This is a genomic window from Calothrix sp. NIES-2100 (genome assembly GCF_963875285.1).
Taxonomy (GTDB): Bacteria; Cyanobacteriota; Cyanobacteriia; order Cyanobacteriales; family Nostocaceae; genus Aulosira.
In genome coordinates this window covers 542,183-558,825 of record NZ_CAWNLA010000001.1, presented here as the reverse complement: position 1 = coordinate 558,825, position 16,643 = coordinate 542,183, and the positions used below count along the sequence as shown (strand labels likewise).

Below are 16,643 nucleotides of genomic sequence, written 5' to 3'. Positions count from 1 at the left end.
AGCTATGTTATTCGCCTAATCTGTTCAAAGCATTGTCATATAACATAATTAATTTTTGGTCTTCTTGTAGGACAGTTTCAGGTATTTTCTTAGCTACATCCACAATGATTTGATAATTCTTTTCTTTCCATGCTTTGGCAAAGCCAGCCCGTACAGCTTCTAGACGAAATACTTTGAGTTTTTTTTGCTTAATTTGGTGATATTCTTCAAACTCTCTCAGTAAAGATTTTAGTCTTAGTTTTTCTAAATCTATGGCTTGATTTGGATCTGGAACATACCATTTATCTTTAGCTGCACTAATTAATACTGGATCATCTGTTTCTATACCAACAGGATCAGGTGGTAAATTTTCTTCGATTTGATGAATTTTATCACGGTGAATTGAAGATTGTTTTAACCAAGAAACTATTTGTTTAGGAATTGTACCTTTACCTTCATAGCGGAGGAAGTTTTGTTCTAAAAGTTCTGAAAGTTCTAGGGGTTTTTCTGCTTTCGACCAGGCAGATTTTGAAAGCATAAATTGAGGATGTATTTCTTGGAAAGTTTGCGGCTTTTTGGTCAGTTGTTGCTTTAGCCACTGTACGGCGGTTTCTTCGTTGTTGACGACTAATTCTAATTGGAGAAGTTCTTTTACCGTCATGCGTTTTTTTTCGTACTCTGCTACCTGTTCGGGTAGAAAATACATTTCGTCTTTTGCTACAAAACGTTGTGCTAGTCCGGCGTAAAATTCAGAAGCGGAAAGGGGAACAGTAAAACCACGTTGGATATGAAAGGCTACCATGCGATCAAATAATAGATAATTTTGGCGCTCGGCGATAGTTTCGGCAATTCCGTTTTTGGCAACGAAGACAGGAAGTTGTTGTAAATGGTTGCGGATAAATTGCCAGCAAGCTTCTTCTGTTCCGGCTTCAAGTTGGAATTGTTTTTCTAAGTTGGTGGTTGGTTTGTAGGCAGAGATAATTAAGTCTTGTTTGGTAGCATTACTGCTGTTAACTTGTTTAAAAGAACCTTGTTTTTTATCTAATGTACGCACATCTGCAATAATAAAACCAGCCTGCTGCATTGCTTCCTGTATTGAATTCCATACACTGTTTCTAGAGTTATGAAACTCTACAGTCATCCAATGTCCAGATTTAAGACCCCTATAATATTTTGCAAAACATTGAGCCATTAGCTCTTGATATTCAAAAAGTCCTTTACCTTGAACCTTATTCTCTATGGCTTCTCGTTCATTATTTGTAAATATTTTCAGCCAAGATTCTCCTAAAAAATTTAATTCTGAATACATTATATTGTTACCAAATGGTGGATCGGTAAAAATATAATCAATAGAATTATCCGGAACAAAAGTATCATCAGCAGAAGCTGTTATTGTTAAAGAATTACCTTGTTTATTTGTTAGTTTTTTAAATCCACGACTTATCCAAATTATTCTGTCATTTATTTGTTCGATGACTGAAGTTTCTATAGGAATTGATGATATATAAAGAGTTCCTTTAAGATAACCAGCATTACAACCACCGCCACCAAAAAAATAGTATTTTAGATGAATTCTATTCATTTTAGTTGCTCTATTTATCATGCTGGAAAACATAAATTTATTGAGTAATATTGATGAAGTATTGCTCAATTTATTAACAACAGATAAAGCAGACAGATTCCTATTTGTATAAAAATGATGTGTGCGTGTAATTCCAGCTTCATCATTGCGACGAGATTCTTCACCTTCTGGCATTCTTTGCGTTGGAAAGTAATCAGCTATGTTTTGATTATCAATCTCTTCTATTAAAGCCGAGTCAAAAATATCAATTTCTTTGTCAAAACTTTTTTTGTTAAAACTATAGTTAATAAATACTGGTACTTGTTTAGACTGTTTTATAGTTTCATTAATAGCAGTATCAAATCTTGTTGTCCATGCTCGTTCTATATTACGTTTAGTCAATAGAGTATTACAATGTGGGCATGAGAAATCATCAAGCACCTTACCAGCCACTTTATCTATAGCTGCTTTCCAAAATACTACTTCACCCGCGCACTCTGGACATGTAAAAACATCAGACCAAACAGTATAATTAATTCTGCCAAAAGGTAAACCAAAATTTTTCAGGTCAATTTTTGGATTATTAGATGTTTTAAGTAATGAAACGCCTTTTTCAACCTGTTCTGCTGTCGGATTATGCAGAGTTAAATACATCCAACCGCATTCTTTTTCTACCTCAGCTAATATCCACTTGGCTTCCCTTTCAAACTCTGCCACATCAACAGGAGTATTATAGTTATAAGCAATAAATGTAGCTGCTGGCGAAAGGTCATTTAAAATTGCTCGTCTAGAACCCAATTTTGAAAAAACCTTACCGTCTTCATCCAAAATAGTGCCATCAGCCTGTACCTTATAACCCAAAGATTCAACAGTTAATTTATTACCACATAACTGTGCTGCAACACCCGTCATTCCAGAACCACAAAACCCATCAAAAACAATATCACCCGGTTCTGTGTAGTGCAGAATATAACGCATAATCGCCTTATGCGGCACTTTTGTATGATAGGAATGAGCGTTATAAATTGGGTCATTTTTTCCTTCACTTACATCTGCTGCGAAGGGTTCACGATGATATTCTTCAGTATCATCAGCAGAGTTATGCTCTTGTTCTTGATGCCAATAATTAATAAAATCTTCAATAAAAGGATTAGGACAGGCTGTATAGTAAGGTGGGTCAGAAAGTGCGAGAATATCTTCATCTTCACCAATGGGAAATCCCTCTATCTGGCGAAATTCTGGGTCTTGTAATTTCTCCCGTAATTTCTCTGTAAAATAAGCTCGGCGTTCCTCATCACTTGCAAAAGTCATACCGAGACATTCCACAGATTTTTGTTGTGGTGAGTTAGCTTCTAGTTGAATATTTAATGATAATTGTTCTGAATCCATTTTTTTACTTAGTTTTTGATAGATTTTCTCAAAAATTTACTTTGATAATAAATTTTCCACGGGACAATGCGTCATATCTGAGCAGATATAAGTCCCATTTTTAAAAATATGCCAAGGAACTCTACTGAGTTTGTTGACCCAGTATTAATTTGCTCAAATAAGTTCGGAATGTAAGGATTGTCAGTCATTCGTATATCCTACTCCACAACAATCCTTACCTTACCTGAATCTTTTCCCTTTGTTAGGTGGCTGAGATAATCTTCAAAACGCTTTCTCATTTCCTGGATGTTACAAGGCGAACCACCAGCAAGCAAAGCTTTCTGTAAATCTTGCGTGTTCAGTACGACCTTTTGCAACCCTAACAATACTTCCTGAACAACACTAATAAATTCGTTAGTCACAGGGCTAGGTAAAGTCCGTAACGCTAAAAACTCATCTACTAATGTCCTTCGTTCTGGTTTCAGCAAATTCAAATTTTCTTGCGTTGTCGGGTCTTCCAAGTTTGCCAGTAGTGTCTGCGTCCAGTTAGCTAAAATTTGGTCTAACTCAGTTTCAAGTTCTGCTAACTCACTGCTAGCGGGTTTTTCTATTGTCTCAATCGCTGGTTTAAACTGACAGTGAGGACAAGTTGCTGTGGCTTGCAACTCCTGTTCAGTCAATACAGCACAAGTTTTCAAGCTTGCCAGATTGTTTTGCCATTCCCGGAACTGACTAGCTGGCATTAAATCTATTGTCGCTAATTTCTGTAAAGTTTGCGATCGCACATCTTGAAGCAATTGTACTTTGAGTCTGTCTTCATTTACACCCAATCGGGCACTGGTATGCAATGCCATGTAATTTTGGATGTAATTCTGCTTCAGTTCTGTAAGTTTTTGTAAGGTTTGCTGACGAAAACTAGGCGTAGAACGTTTTTTGGAATTTAAGATATCTGTAAGAATTTCTCCCTGCACTTGTTGCAATTTGCTTAAAAAAGGATGTTCTACAGGTAAATATGCCTCTGATTGAGTCAAGTAAGCTGCAATTGATCCGAGATTAGTTAGTAAATCTTGCAGTGCAGTAATTTCTACTAAAGTTTGCAAACCACTACGGTGTGTAGTAATTTCTTGCTCTTGATAGCGGAAGTTTTTCAGTTTACCGGGAGTTGTAAAGGATTGTAGTGACTCCAGAAAATTTTTAGTTCGGTCTAAATTAGAACGATATTCATCCTGTAATACATTACTTAAAAGATTTCTTCCCCCAAAAATTAAACCAGTTTGCAATTTCTGGCGTGCTAATACCAGTTCATTAACTGTTTCAGTAACAGCTTTTTGCAATTCTTGAACTGGTTCAGCTTTACCCTGAGTTATCAACTGAGCCATCCCTGGTGTCAGTCCTAACAGTTCAAATAATGCTCTCAGTGCAGGTAAATTCCAATCTTTCGGTTGTTCAAGGTGCTTAAAGTTAATTAGTTCCTCAACAGAAGTAGTTACCAAAGCATCCAAATTATTAGCATCGAACTTGTTGCCTGGAACTGCTAATACTATATCCCCGTTGTAAACTAATGCCGCCGACAAAACCACTACCCACTCTGGTTCTAGGCGATATTGTCCGGGAACCATATACTCGACACCCAAGACATCCTGAATAATTTCTGCACGGTTGAGAACTTGACCAGAACCCTTTTGCTGTAGAAGAGACAAAATATAGTTAGCGTATTTAGAGCGATGAACATCAAGCTTTTGACCATCAAGCAAGTCTAAAGCATCAAGAACTGCGATCGCTTGCTGGGTTTTGCTGCTCCCCTTAATAAAACGCAACGCATCTTGTGCAGCTTGGCTTCTGTTTGCGCTGGTAATCAACACATTAAAACTAGGATATTCTGGTGCTTGATCGGCAAAATGGCTAGCCAAACAGCCAGAACTAATTGTGTTGAGAAGATCGCGCACATTAGCGCGCGCACCACTCACCGCTTTCACACCCTTCATCCATTCCAAGAAAGGTTTAGTTTTCCCTTGGTAAGTAACTTCAAACGCTGTGGTTATGTGTTCTTGTAGCCAATTAACCAAATTGCGTAGAAAGCCTTTTGCCTTATCTTCGTAACTTCTCTTAGCTTGTCCCGATGAAGTTGAAGCTAAATCTAACGCAGCAGCGTACTTGTCCAAATTCTGCCGAAAGGTAGCATCAGGCTTTGTTAATTCAAAGAAAACTTCATCAGCATTTTTTGCTTTTTTATAAGGTGGTGGGTCAAAAGGTGGAATAAAGTAAAGATAAAAATCTCGTGCTGGAGCTGCGGTAGAACGTTCATTTGGCGCACCAAAAAACAAATAGCCTTGACGAGTAGTTTTTTTGGTCGTCCACTCTAATTCATGCAACCAAATGCGGTAACCAGTAACATAAGTTTGGTCTGTGCATTCCAGCACCTGCTTGAGTGCTAAAAAATAATACTTATCTAACTGTGAACTATCGAGACTCTCTGCTCGCTTATCAATTAAAGCATCGTAGTCATCTGTTTTCTTTAAATCAATATAATATTGACGATTATCAATGTTTGAGGAAATAAACTGACCACTAACAGTTTTATGAATTTCTCGCAATACTGTTTCAATTTGAGAAAGCAAATCATCAGCAGGCTCACCTCCTAACTCTGCTACTACTGGATCATAGAGACATAAACTATCCCTTAGCTCATCCGGTGTTGCACCTAAAGGCGAGTAAATATCTCCCACTGTCAAACGATGTACTGATAGTGCCGCGATGATTCGCAATGCCATTGGCTTATAAATAGGACGAGTAAAAGCTTGGCGAATGCGTCCTTCTAGTACCTGGGAACAATCAATCACTGCACGAATATCAGGAACTGCGCGGAAGGAAGCATTTTCTTTAAGGCTGTCCCAGTAGCTATCATAAGCAATTAAACCTGGCGCATCTTGCGGCACATTTTGGCTAACCAATTTCCGCATTGCCAGAGATAGAGTTTTGAGAACTTCCCGCCTTTCAGCAACAGTAATCCGCTCAAAAGTATCAATATAATCTGGATGTATAGGAAAAAGACTAATAAATTCATCCATTCGCTCATTCATATTGCCGTAGAACCTAGCGAAAGGAGTTAAATGTTCTCGAATTTTTGTCAGTTGATCGGCGGTTTTCTTTAACAGACGTTCCGCAACTACATATTTAATATCTCTACGAGCAATTAAAATTTGCTCAAAACGGTCTTTGACTCGACGAATTGCATCAGCTTCAAATGCAAAACGAGGATTATCAAACAAAGTTTCTTGCAAACCTGCGATAAGGCGGAATCTCAAGTCTTTGCAAATTTCACCCAATTCCCTTAAAAAGCCAAGGTCAAGAATTAACGCTTGGTCTTTGCGACTGCGTAAATAGTCCAGCAGTTCATCCACTACAAACAGCAAACCTTGGTCAGGAAACTGAGTGTAAAAAAGCGCCATCATATCTTCAAATACACCCTTGTGATTAGGGATTGTATCCCTTGAGGGAAACTGAAATTCAATCCCCCAATTTAAGAGTGTTGCTTCTAACTGGGAACAGACAACTTCTCGCAAATCCATTGTTGTCGAACCCAGTTCTATGCGAATCACCTTGAACTTACCAGCAATGGGACGCGCACTTTCAGCAACTTGCGGATTTTGCAGATAGTTAGACAGATCCTGATGTTCTGCGATCGCACTAATCACTGACATCAAATGCGACTTTCCCGTACCGTAGTTTCCTACAACTAGAATGCCTTTATTATCCGCAGGCTGCTCAAATTGTAAATTGGGAAAAACCACAGATGCTAGACGCTCTGCCATTTCCTGAGAAATTACATAGGTAGAAACCAGCCGTTGTGCTTCAGCTAATTCACTAGCATCCTGTAATTGAATTACAGACTCAATCGGTTCAAATTGGATTAAATCACCGTATTTCATAGCACCTTTTTGGATCTAGTGATTAGCTGTAGTCGGCTTAAAGCTGTTCCAGGTTAACAATTAAAAAATCCTTGACAGGATAACGACGGTACTCAGGATGATCTAATTCAGCATAAATTAAGTGATTGTTCTCAACAATACCGTCCCATTGAGCCACAATAGTACGATTGCGGGCTAAATTCTTAAGACACTGTAATGGGTCAAGCTGAAGAGAACGATCAAATAGAATTTCCAAGTGGTCTAAAAAATGTACCTTATTATCAGTATTCCCAATTATTGCCTTTAATAACTCTTCTGCGTTCAACGCACGCTGTCGTTGTGTCAACTCAAGTAACTTTCGACTCAATTCCAAGTTGACATTAATGTATCTATTGTTACTAATTTCTGCAATTTGTCGGAAGTTGATTTTTTGAGGGCGATCGCATAGAACTATAATTAGACGATAGTACAATTCTACTACTTGGGGAAAGTAACTGCTAATTTTTGTGGATATTAATTCATACTCAGCAATATTTGCTTGTTCAGGCTGCGTGTTCACCTCCGACAATAAATTTGCTGATGAAGAGGAATTTTCACTGGTTGCGCTGTCTTCCTGATTTTGGATTTGTGTATCTGACAGTTGCAAGATAGTTGACTCTGCTGCTTCACCTGTTGCTTGATAACGTTCGTCACAAATTTCCCCATAAGCACAAAAGCCGCAATTACGATGGGAGGCATTTGCCACAAAGTGCCCATTCAAAATATTTTGAACTAAAATTTCTGCCTCTTGACCAGTGGTTTGCAATTCTTCATTGCTAAACCTGTGCAAATAATCATGTCGCAGGTAGGCTATATGGGCATTAGTGCGTCCTGTCGCTTGTGCATAAGCCCAAAGCTGAAAGCGGTGATGTTGTGGGTCTATTTCTTGATCAGTTTTAAAATCTAATACCCAATCGGTTCCTAACAAGTCAACAATACCGTTAAAAGTCAAATGTCCAACATTCAAATTTACAGGCAATTCCCACTGTCCTTGTTGAAATTGGGCAAAATCTGCCACCTCATCAAATCGCTGTGCTAGCTGCAAAGCCTCACTGACAGATTCTTTTGGCAGACTAACATCAAATCCTGCCAGTGTTTCTAAGTCGCGGATACCCCGTTCCAAAGCCAAGTGTGTCAAACTTCCCACTCGTCTTGCTGTGCCAACACCTGAGCCAATTCCTGGATGACCTTGTATAAACCGATATGCAAACTTCTTGGGGCATTGAGCATATTCACTTAAAGCAGTGACAGGCAATTCAAATAAACCAGAGCCAACAGAGTTAATTAACAAACTATGAGGTTCTGGTGGTAAAGGTGGTTCTGGTGGAACTGGGGGTTGTGCTAATTCTGAATTAAAGGGAATAGTATTTATAGTAATTCCCGCAGCCATTAACCCAGGTGCTAACCTAGAGAAACTACCACCAGATTCATCCGTTGCCGTCAAAATCAGTTGATCTCGCGCACGGGTTAAAGCTACATACAGTACCCGCAACGCCTCTGCTTCTTCCCGCTGTTTCCGCAAATGTTCCAAACAAACGTAAAGCACAGGCTTTTGAGTTTCACCTTGCTCGTCCTCTAGCTTTAAAGCAACACCGTATGCAGGGTCAAAGTAAACTGTTTCGCTGGTATTGGGTTGGGAACGAGTTAAATCAGGAATAACTACTACTGACCACTCCAAACCTTTCGCCGCATGGATAGTCATTAAAGCCACTGCATCATTAGCGGATAAAGGTAAACGGGGTATTTCTATTTCTGCTGCTGCTAACCGCTTGAGACGACGTACTGCGGCAAAAACATCACTACTGCCATGTTCTAATTGCTGTACTAATTCTACAAAACCTCGCCAGTCAGCTTCTCGCCGAGCCGCACCCGGTAAGTTAGTGATGACAGCAGTGTAGCCAGTTAGATAATTTGCTATCTGTAGAAGGCGAGTAGGGGGTTCTAAATTGCGATCGCGCAACAGTTGATTCAATACTTGTACTGGTCGCTGTAATTCAGGGATTTCAGATGATTTTACCTTTTGCCACCAGTTAGTTTTTGATTGTTCGTCTTGTTCTGTGGTGTCATTTTCTTCTTGGCTTTGAATGAAAGTAAACAGAACGCGATCGCTAACTGCAAAAAACGGACTACGCAGTACTGCTACTAAAGCTAAATCATCACTGGGATCAGCTAAAAAACGCAACAATGCCCAACCATCTTTAGCTTCCCGTGTCGCGAGTAAATTACCTCCCCCAGCCAAAGCAACGGGAATTCCTACACTTTCTAAAGCTTCGCCGTAAACTTCCAAAGGCTGCCAAGTGCGAGACAATATTGCAATATCTCCAGGCTGCATTGGACGCAGTGTTTGAGTTTTTTTGTCGTAAACCAAGGTTTTGTCATCAAGCATTTGTTTGAGGAGTTCTGCTAGATGACAAGCTTCTACTCTTAAACGCTGAGGTTTATTGATGTCTGACTCAGCTTGTACTGTATAAACTTGAATTGGTGGGTAAGAATTAGGGCAGTCTATGCGATGAGCATCTAAATTTTGGTGTAAATCGCCTAGCAATGGGGTAAATATACTGTTGATGTTATCTATCAGTAGTTTGTGAGTGCGGAAGCTAGTAGTTAAAACTTCTTCATTTCCACCACTGTTAATAATGCGATCGCGCCAACTGTGAAATACTTCAACATCAGCACGGCGAAACCCATAAATTGATTGTTTCGCATCCCCAACGATAGTTAGTAAAGTATTTTGCGTTAGCCGTTGCAATATCTCAGACTGAACAGGGTTAGTATCCTGAAATTCATCGACTAAAAAAGCTCGCCAACGTTGAGCATAATAAAACTGTACTTGTTCATCTTGCAAAGCTCGCAGTGCGCCAACTTCTAAATCTGCAAAATCCAGAACACGAGAACGGCTTTTTTGTTGATTAATATATTTTTGTACTGAACTAAATGCTTCTTGTAGTGCTGGTAGCATAGCTTTTAACTGCTCATCAGCCGCACCAAATTCTAGATTTACTAAACCATCTTTCAGAGCTTTTTGCACTAAATCTCGCAGTTCTTTGATAGTTTCTTTAACAAGTTCTAAGGCTCCCTCTGGCCAATTCTTTTTACTGCCAACATTAATTTTGAGTGCAACTATCACTGATAGAGATTCTGCAATATTGTCTCCCGACTCTACAGTATCTATGGCTTGTAAGGCTGGTTGACGGGTTTCCAGTTCCAAGCGATCGCTTGCTTGACCTGCGTAAGTTTGTAGAGTCATGCGTGCTTGTTGCCAAGTGGGATGCTGCAAAAGTTCATTCAGAGCTTTTTCTTGTAACTCCTCTGCCAATTGCTGCCATTTTTCAGCACCTTGCGCTAAAGCTTTCTCAGCCGCTATTGGGTCTTGAAGTAATACCTGCAAAGTTTGGAACATCAAAGAATAAGGAACTTTTTCGTAAAGCTCTACAGGTAAAGAATCTAAGGCTTCATCTAACCACTGGTTAACCCAAAGAATTCCCTCTAGTTCATCTAACACTGTAAAATCAGGTGGCACATCCGCAGCTTGGGGATGTTCCCGACAAATTCGCATTGCTAAAGCGTGGATGGTACTAATTTGAGCCGCTTCCAATTCTGCCAGTAAATCAGACCGTTCTGGTAATTTCTGACTGACCAAAAGACGAATGCGCGATCGCAACTCCGCCGCTGCTTTATCTGTGAATGTAACTGCAACTATCTCTAAAGGTGAAAACTCACAGTTTTGCAGATGATACAAGTAGCGTTCAGCCAGCATATGGGTTTTACCAGTTCCCGCACCGGCTATGACTGCAACGCTACCATTGGCATAGGCTGCTCTTTGCTGTTGTTCAGTCAAACTCATAGGTTAATTCCTTTACGGCTTTGGCGGGAACCCTTACGACAAACTAAGTCATAAGGGCAATACTGGCAGGCATTTTGATCAACATCCGGTGCAACAGGATAATATCCTGTTTGCAAGTAAGTTTTTATTTTTTGAGCGATCGCTTCTAATGTCTCTTGGCTAGGTTGTTTTTTAGCAAGTTTTTTGCCCTTGGTTACAGAGTAATAATAAGCTTCATGTACTGTTTCCCCAGGAAACAAAGTTGTACTAGCAAAATGAGTATATAGAGGTAGTTGAATATCTAGATTAGTTTTACCAGATTCATCTTTAATCCCCTTTGGTGCTTGGGAACCTGTTTTGTAATCTAATAAAACTAAACCTTGAGGAGTACGGTCTATTCTATCAATCTGACCTTTAACTTTTAAGCCATACCATTCTCCGGTAAACTCTTGCTCTACATGAAAGAATTCTGCCTCTGGTTGGCAAAAGTCCGGTTGCACACACGCACGATTTAAAACTTTTAAATGTTCAGTTCTTCGAGCTTCCCAAGCTGATAACACAGGTAACTGTAAATCTTGCTCTGCTTGCAAAAAAGCCGTTTCTAACTTTTCGGCAATTCTGAATAAATCTGAAGTATTTAATAAAGCTAGTTCCAAGCTACGGTGATAAAGAGAACCTCTTAATCCCGAACTTAATTCTTCTTCAGCTTCTTCCAACTCCGCCAATTTCAAAACTTTATTAGCAAACCATTTAAAAGGACATTGACCTAAAGCCGTTAGTTGAGATGCACTAAATACTCGTCTATATGGATCTAATGGCAGACCAATCACTCCATCATACTCATCACAAGAATTTGCCCCTTCTCTGCATTTTTCGACATTCCAAGCATGAACTGCCTGTGGTAAAACTTCATCCTCTAGTAAAGTGCCACGTCGCAGATAAATTTGTCTTGCCTCTTCCAAACTAGCAACAGGCAAAGGTGGAGGTTGCACAGCTTGTAATCTTAATCGAGACAAATAAGGACTGGGTAAAGTTGCTTCTTTACCAATCATCTGCGAGTAAGAAAAAGTCAAGTTTTGGGTAGTAGTTTGTAGTAAAGCGTAGAATGATATTACTTCTCTTCGTGCTGCTTGTGCCGCATCCTCAAAATCAAACCCTAGTTGGCGCAGTAGTTTACGCTCATAGAAATCTAATATTGGGTCATCTTGTACTGGCGCTGGTAGAATGCCTTCAACAGCCCCTAAGACAAAAACGTGCTGAAATTTAGCTCCAAAGAGTGACAAAGGTGTATGTAATTCCACACCCCCTCTACCAGGCTGGGCAGGCACAGTCACTAGTCCTAAACTGCCGATCACATCAGCAGCAAATTCTCCTAAACCAATGACTTCCTCTTCTGGTTTCGACAAATCCACCAGAACTTCGTCAAATTCATAATAAGCAACAATCTCCCTTGCCCAACGTCCTGCACCTTGACGCAAGTTAAATTTTATCAACACATCTTGCATCCGTTGTACCCAATTAGCACGAGTATCTTCGTGTGGCCAATCAAGCAGGGATAGGTTAACTCCCAAACTTTGCCATGCCAAAAGATCAGATGGATGCTTTTTACGAGCTTCTTGCCAAACTTGGGCAGACAAAGCAAAACACAAAGGATGCCTTAGCAATCTCGCAGTTAACTCAAAGGGAAATTTTTCTTGGATAACCTGCATTAGCAACTGTACCCAAGCTCCCAGCCTAGTCGCGTTTAAGGCTACTCCGTACAGAGCGCGTACTGGTAATTTGTACTCATAAGCTACATCTAATACAGTCGGCCCATAAAATGCATCATCCCTAGCTACAAGCACAATTTCATTTGCTGGTGTTCCTTTGCTAAGAAGATTTTTTACCTGTGCTAACGTGCCGCGTACCTCTAATTCTAAGTTTGGATAAATGTGAGCTTTTACTTCAGGAGGCGCTATTGTTCCGTTAAGGAAACAATCTTGCAATTGCTTCCCAACTGAAGGATTAGTTTCTTCTAATACTGGTATTTCCCAACCCTGCTGTTGTAACCATTCCACAGCTTTTTGAATATCTACAAAATGGCTGGATTTTGGGCAAGGCAATACTATTACACTGCCATCATCTGCGATCGCATTGAGAAAGTTCAGTTGGTCAATGCGCGGATGAAAGTACCCATAAATCAGAACTGGTTGGCGTTTGGCAATAACATCACTAGCTTGCCAGAGAACTTCAGCAGGATCTATCATGCCTTTTTCTCTGAGCAAACTTACATATGTTTGAGTTAAAAGAGCTAATTGTTGAGTACGGTTACTACTGACAACAGCCAGTGATTTTAGATTAATTCCAGCACGCAATATAGCTTTGACCGCAGAGGAAACAGAGCGTGTAGTTCCTTCGATATCAGATGTTTGGATAACTGTACTTACTGATGTACGCAATAAGCGTAATGCCATTAGTGTTGGTGCAACTCGAATACCTGCTTCTACCATACTTGGCTTTGCCAGAGTTTCTAAGCTTTGGTGTGGTACTTTTAATGCTCGTGCTGCTTGTGATGTTGGGGTAATTACCTTAAGAGCCGGATACTTAGCTAGCTGCTGGATTATGTAGTCATGAGGTAGATTGAAGTAAACAAGTCGCTTCATTTAATTATGGTTGCCAATTTTTGAGATTTAGTGTTGGCTTCCCTATTTGAAAGTCCATTTTACTTAATTTATAACCTCAGCACTCGTAACTGTCTATACAATCATTACTGAAATCTTTAGATAGCCACCTCTATCCATAAGCAATGACCATCACTCACGTAATCAGCCCTTTGATGGAAAGCGATCGCACTGCTTTTTACACGCATCGTGACTCATAATATTTATAAAATAGTCATGAATCGTGAGTTTAGGTGGCGTTAAGAACAAACAAGGTAATAGACAGTAATCCCCAGACAACTCAATATAGAATCGATGCGCTCAGTGAGGAGCCTTTGGAGCCTTTGGAATATTGCCAACGATGGGTAGAGATGTCCTCGGATGAACGGGGATACAGAAAAGCCTGTATTGCTGCTCTCGCTGAAGCAACCGGGCTAAGTGAAAGAACTATAGGAAATTGGGGACAAAACTTTGAGAGGCGACCTAACTATGTAGTGCATATACTACGCATGGCAGATATGCTTAACCAAATTAGAAAAATAGTCCTACCTCCTGATTATCCTCAAAAATAATTCAGTCGTGATTCGTGACTAAAATACTTGTAATGTGAGCCGATATTTTTTAACTTGAGTTCAGCAAGCATAGGATTCTTGAGACTAACTCCTGATCTCAGGGGCATTTAAATATTTCCTATCTCTGCTTGGTTAATCTGACTCACAAAGATGCAAGATGCAGACTGGGAGCGATTCCCATCACAGTAGTCACCCAATTGATATGCTCCGTCAGTTGCCCCTCGAACCGATGGAGTATTGTCGTCGTTGGGTTAGTCAAGAACCGGGTCGTAATTATCGCAAAGCTTGCATTAATGCGATCGCGCAAGTTACAGGTACTAGCCCAAAAACCGTGAAAGACTGGGGGACAGACTTTCGTTATCGGCCTAAATACGTTACCCGGATATTACGGCAAGCAGACCTGATCAACCAATTTAGACAGCTTGTTGCCAAAGGAATTGTGACTTTACCTCCAGACTTTCCTCAAGAATAAGACAAAGCGATCGCGACTCACGACCAATTGCTTCAAAAACCCCTTGCTTTGACTACAAGCCTAATTTTAGGCTGACCTAAAGACGTACCCACTGTTATGAACAGCCGCATCTTTCAAGATGACAAAAATGACAGAACATCAGATGAACTCAATCTCTACCTTTGACATCACTAAGTATTTTCTTCTTGATGTCCTCAAAGATATTAAAACTGGACGCATCCAACTGCCAGATTTCCAACGGGATTGGGTTTGGGATGATACTCATGTACGTCGTCTGATTGCCAGCATATCTTTGGCTTACCCAATTGGTGCAGTCATGATGCTTCAACAAGGTAATCAAGCCCGACAATTTAAACCCCGATTGGTTGATGGAGTGTTAAAACCAGACAATCAGTCGCCAAACTTGTTAATTCTTGATGGCCAGCAACGCCTAACAACGGCATTTATGGTGCTACTGTCGGAACAACCAGTTATCATCAAAGACCAAAAAAGCCAGAAAACTCTCAAAAAGTGGTACTACCTGGATATCGAAAAATGCCTCGCTCCAGAATGCCATCGCCGTAGTGCAATCATTACCTTACCGGAATGCAAAATAATGCGTACTTTCACTGGTGGTTGGATTGACTGCTCTAGCCCTGAAAAAGAATATCAGGCACTATTGTTTCCTTTATCCAAAGTCTTCTTTTTTTCTGAATGGCGGAGTAAATTTTCTAAATATTGGCAATACGATCCTCAAAAATTGGAGCTAATTGACACCTTAGAACTGGAAGTTCTCAAGAAATTCGAGCATTATCAAATACCTGTGATCCAACTACGGGACTCCTTACCAAAAGAAGCCGTTTGTCAAGTTTTTGAAGACACAAACACTTCTGGCTGTGACCTCAATTACTTTGACTTAATGAGTTCTAGCTATTGTACTGCTGACTTCAGTTTGAGAGATGATTGGAAACAACGCTCAAATCGCTTCCAATGCTTAAAAGTATTGCGTAAGCTCCGAAACACTGATTTTGTCCAAGCAGTTACGTTGATGGCTGGTTACGCCAAGAGGGTAGAAGCGAGAAAAAAAGGCTGGAATATCGATAAATTGCCAGGTGTTACTTGCGATCGGGCTGAAGTGCTAAAACTCACAAAGGAAGAATATCAAAAATGGGCTGATCCAGTTTCTCAGGGTTTTGAAGAATCAGCGCGTTTCCTTTATAGCCAAAAAATCTTTGATGCCGATGATATAGCTTCCCCGATTCAATTAGTCATCCTTAGTACCATTTTTACGATTCTGGGAGAGCGTTCTCGTTCTTTTCAGGTACGTTCTATGCTGGAACGTTGGTTATGGTGCGGAATGTTTGGGGAAGTATATACACGCTGGTATGAGGCACGAGCCGGGAGAGACGTTATCGAAGTACCAGAGTGGTTAGCAGGTGGTTCACTACCGCTCACCATTGTACAAGCAGATTTTTCTTTTGATAGGCTGATTAGCGTCAGAAAACGTTACGGTGCAGTCTATCAGGGTTTAGCTGCTTTACTACGACGTGAGGGGGCAATTGATTGGTGTACTGGGGAAGAAATCAATGATGTGATTTATTTTGAGGAACAGATAAATTCCCACCATATCTTCCCTGTGGCATGGTGTCGCAAAAAAGGCATTGACGCTAAAAAGTATAACTGCTTGATCAACCGTACACCTTTAAGCGCCAAAACAAACAAAAAGATTGGTAGTAAAGCGCCTTCGGTTTATTTAGAAGAGTTTGAACGTTCTGGTACATCAGCTAGAAGACTTGATGAAATATTGCGATCGCACGCTATATCCCCAACAACTCTGCGGCGAGATGACTTTGAAGCGTTTTTCCAAATGCGGGCAAATAATTTGCTGACGCTTATTGGAAAGGCGATGGGCAAAAGTTTAAGTTTTGAATCCTTTCAGGATTTTGTTGGAGAGCAACATAACGGGAATAGCACAGAGTATAAGCTTCATCCCGAAATTATCACGAAGTATTAAGCTATCAGTATCAGAATCGCCGACTGTACTCAATAGTCTGAGTCTTCTGATAGCAAACACATCCCTCATTCCTGCTGGCGCTGTTTTTCAGATGACTCTTTTTTTCGTAACCAGTCTCTAACCGCTTCTTCCAAAGCTGCTGTCTGCGTCAATTCCAGACGCGCACAGGCAATTTCAAAAGCAATTTTCAAATCTTTAGGAAGCCTTCCCCTAACTTCTCTCGTTTCTTCACTCATCCCAGCACCAAATCCTTGTCTGGGCTTAATTCTTACATAGTATATTAACAAAA

The 16,643-nt window shown here is 40.2% G+C and carries 8 protein-coding genes; 3 read left to right on the top strand and 5 right to left on the bottom strand.

The window, feature by feature from the left end:
* Window positions 1-7 precede the first annotated feature (7 nt).
* From AACU32_RS02160 to AACU32_RS02145, 4 genes are all read right to left on the bottom strand, one after another.
* Window positions 8-2,929, bottom strand: a complete 2,922-nt coding sequence (locus AACU32_RS02160) for a DNA methyltransferase (protein WP_096597415.1) — start codon at window positions 2,927-2,929, stop codon at window positions 8-10.
* 197 nt (window positions 2,930-3,126) lie between these two features.
* Window positions 3,127-6,837, bottom strand: a complete 3,711-nt coding sequence (locus tag AACU32_RS02155) for a DUF6079 family protein (RefSeq protein WP_096597413.1) — start codon at window positions 6,835-6,837, stop codon at window positions 3,127-3,129.
* Between the two features lie 37 nt (window positions 6,838-6,874).
* Window positions 6,875-10,699 carry a BREX-3 system P-loop-containing protein BrxF gene (brxF, locus tag AACU32_RS02150; protein ID WP_096597411.1) on the bottom strand — a complete coding sequence of 1,275 codons (3,825 nt, stop codon included), beginning with the start codon at window positions 10,697-10,699 and terminating at the stop codon, window positions 6,875-6,877.
* On the bottom strand, window positions 10,696-13,320 hold the full coding sequence (locus tag AACU32_RS02145; protein ID WP_096597409.1) for a PD-(D/E)XK nuclease family protein: 2,625 nt from the start codon (window positions 13,318-13,320) through the stop codon (window positions 10,696-10,698). Before AACU32_RS02145 ends, brxF begins: the two co-directional genes overlap by 4 nt.
* Before the next feature lie 251 nt (window positions 13,321-13,571).
* On the opposite strand from AACU32_RS02145, the gene AACU32_RS02140 reads away from it, so the two are divergent.
* From AACU32_RS02140 to AACU32_RS02130, 3 genes are all read left to right on the top strand, one after another.
* Window positions 13,572-13,889, top strand: a complete 318-nt coding sequence (locus tag AACU32_RS02140; RefSeq protein ID WP_096597407.1) for a hypothetical protein — start codon at window positions 13,572-13,574, stop codon at window positions 13,887-13,889.
* 157 nt (window positions 13,890-14,046) lie between these two features.
* Complete coding sequence (locus AACU32_RS02135; protein ID WP_096597405.1) at window positions 14,047-14,361, top strand: hypothetical protein; 315 nt, start codon at window positions 14,047-14,049, stop codon at window positions 14,359-14,361.
* Window positions 14,362-14,479: 118 nt separating this feature from the next.
* Complete coding sequence (locus tag AACU32_RS02130; RefSeq protein ID WP_339377430.1) at window positions 14,480-16,354, top strand: GmrSD restriction endonuclease domain-containing protein; 1,875 nt, start codon at window positions 14,480-14,482, stop codon at window positions 16,352-16,354.
* Window positions 16,355-16,419: 65 nt separating this feature from the next.
* Here the strand turns inward: AACU32_RS02130 and AACU32_RS02125 are convergent, their stop codons facing one another.
* Window positions 16,420-16,590 (bottom strand): hypothetical protein, encoded by a 171-nt coding sequence (locus tag AACU32_RS02125; protein WP_339377429.1) that lies wholly within the window; start codon window positions 16,588-16,590, stop codon window positions 16,420-16,422.
* Window positions 16,591-16,643 lie beyond the last annotated feature (53 nt).

Bases quoted from the DNA above. Each gene is read 5' to 3' on its own strand.
- AACU32_RS02160 (WP_096597415.1), bottom strand. From the start codon at position 2,929: ATGGATTCAGAACAATTATCATTAAATATTCAACTAGAAGCTAACTCA.
- AACU32_RS02155 (WP_096597413.1), bottom strand. From the start codon at position 6,837: ATGAAATACGGTGATTTAATCCAATTTGAACCGATTGAGTCTGTAATT.
- brxF (WP_096597411.1), bottom strand. From the start codon at position 10,699: ATGAGTTTGACTGAACAACAGCAAAGAGCAGCCTATGCCAATGGTAGC.
- AACU32_RS02145 (WP_096597409.1), bottom strand. From the start codon at position 13,320: ATGAAGCGACTTGTTTACTTCAATCTACCTCATGACTACATAATCCAG.
- AACU32_RS02135 (WP_096597405.1), top strand. From the start codon at position 14,047: ATGCAGACTGGGAGCGATTCCCATCACAGTAGTCACCCAATTGATATG.
- AACU32_RS02130 (WP_339377430.1), top strand. From the start codon at position 14,480: ATGACAAAAATGACAGAACATCAGATGAACTCAATCTCTACCTTTGAC.
- AACU32_RS02125 (WP_339377429.1), bottom strand. From the start codon at position 16,590: ATGAGTGAAGAAACGAGAGAAGTTAGGGGAAGGCTTCCTAAAGATTTG.